The following is a 2,343-nucleotide window of genomic DNA, read 5'->3' on the forward strand; positions in this document are numbered from 1 at the left end:
AGTGCGACTCGTTGTGCAGCCTAATAAGCTGTACGGGTCTCACCCGTAAGGGTGGATTTAACTTTTAATCAATCCAGTGGAATGCTGGTGTTAGCGGCTTATCTAATAAAGTCCATCCGACCCTTAACCTGCCAAGAGAACAGGGAGTGGGAAGCTCGGAGAAAAGTCAATCCAGCGGAGCGATGCCGCAAGAGAAAGATGGGACGAACTAAATATGATAACCTCGTTAAGGTATCGTGAGCATGCACGCTGTACCCACATCGTATGGTACAGTCTTCCAGTCAACAGGAGCCCAGTCTGTTCGAGGGTTATCCATAAGCTTGTATACGACTGGCGGTATAGAGAGGAGTCTAAGTTTAGGTAAACATTGGTTAAAGGAACGAGGAAACCGAATATCACTTTGCTGTGAAGCAATAAGTACTCTTGAACGAATGTGATATATCGGGTAGGAACAACGACCAAGCAAAAGCTGGTTGGCCACGGTTGATCAGATACGCCAAATTCGTTGTGGATTTAACGAAAGATACAAATGAAAGTAACTAAAATGCTGAAAGTAAACAGATGGGAAGACATCGACTGGAAAGCAGTTGAGCAAAGTATCTTCCGAAAGCAAAATCAAATGTATCGGGCAACGCTTGCCAGTAACATCACCGAAGTAAGAAGATTACAAAGGGATTTACTGAAAGACCCGTATGCCAGATTATTAAGTGTTAAAAGAGTTACGTTTGAAAACACAGGAAAGTACACACCGGGTGTAGACGGGGCAATCATCCTAAAGAATCCGGACAGATTGCTACTGGCTCAAAAGATGAACCTTGATAAAGATTACAAGGCAAAACCATTGAAAAGGATCTACATACCTAAATCGAACGGCAAATTAAGGCCGCTGGGAATTCCAACAATTGAAGACAGAGCCTATCAGGCATTGGTCAAAATCGCCTTAGAACCTGAATGGGAAGCAAAATTCAGCGAGAATACCTATGGTTTCAGACCTGGAAGATGCACCGCAGATGCCTGCATGGCAGTATGGCACAACTTAAAGAACCGTAAAGGTGAAGTTGTTGTGCTGGATGCTGACATCGAGGGATGTTTCGATAATCTCAATCACCAGTACATACTGGATGCAATGAAAGGGACAAGTAGTAATATTCTAAGAGCAGTAAATCAATGGTTCAAATGTGGTTACGTCGATGACGGGATATTACATGATACGGAAGCAGGTACACCGCAAGGTGGTGTGATTAGCCCATTATTGTGCAATATTGGATTATGGGGTATCGATTTTGAAATCTATAATCACCTGATAACAACAAGAACACCAAAGGACAGAAATCTTAAACCTTTTGTGAGTTTTGTTAGCAACATCAAGAAAAGATGTAGGGAGCATGCCCCGTCTGTAGGTTTTATGCAGTATGCTGATGACTTTGTTATCGTATGCGAGAATAAAGACTATTTGGACAGGGTAATGGAAGTGCTACCGCAGATATTGGAGAAACGAGGTTTGAAACTAAGTCCATCCAAAACTCGCAAAGTAGAATTCTATAAAGGCGAAAGCTTTAAGTTCCTCGGCTTTGTATTCGATAAATGGAAGAGTGGTAAACATGACAAGTTATATAAAGTTACGTTTTACCCCGACCCTGATAAAGTGTATGCTTTTGCTAAGAAAATCAGAGAATGGACGAAAATGGTTCGGCTATTTGAGTACAGTAACCAACTTGAACTTACTAAAAAGGCAGACTATTTGAGAAGAATGGTCAACGGGTGGCTGAACTATTACAAATGGGCTATTGATGCCTCGCACGGATTTATGAAGCTACGGTGGGAATTGGACACAATACTTTACAAAGCCTATGAAGATGTGCATAAACATCGCAGTAGCAGACATGACTTTATGAAACGGTATGTAGGAAAAGTTGAACGGAGAGGGCGATTAGTAGACCGTTTTATATTAGGGAATGTGGCATTTGGGATATTTGATATTAGCACTGATGTTCTATGGAAGAAAGTTCAAACGGCAAGAAGTCCCTTTGATGGAGATACCGAATATTGGAGTTGCAGAAACGCCATATTAACAGGTACCGTATCGGAAAAGTTATACAAGATACAAAAGGGCAACTGCGCTATTTGTACAAGTAAGCTGCACTGGTATGAATCATGGGAACGACACCATAAGAACAAGAACCGCATGGATAATAAGCTATCAAATATCCAATTAGTTCACAAGCGTTGTCACCGCAAACAACATCATGCGGATAAGTTACGTCTGGGAGCTGGATGCCCTGAAAGGGGCACGTCCAGATCTGTGGGGAAGGTTGAGGGGCGACCCTTGACCTCACCCTAACC

1 protein-coding gene is annotated in these 2,343 nt (G+C 42.3%); it reads left to right on the forward strand.

Annotated elements, in window-relative coordinates; translation table 11 throughout:
• Positions 1 to 529 precede the first annotated feature (529 nt).
• Entirely contained in the window at positions 530 to 2,341 is a 1,812-nt protein-coding gene (locus EPL05_RS21735) for a reverse transcriptase domain-containing protein (protein ID WP_128536099.1), read from the forward strand.
• Positions 2,342 to 2,343: the final 2 nt, after the last annotated feature.

It is taken from the genome of Mucilaginibacter gilvus, assembly GCF_004054195.1.
Classification (GTDB): domain Bacteria; phylum Bacteroidota; class Bacteroidia; order Sphingobacteriales; family Sphingobacteriaceae; genus Mucilaginibacter; species Mucilaginibacter gilvus.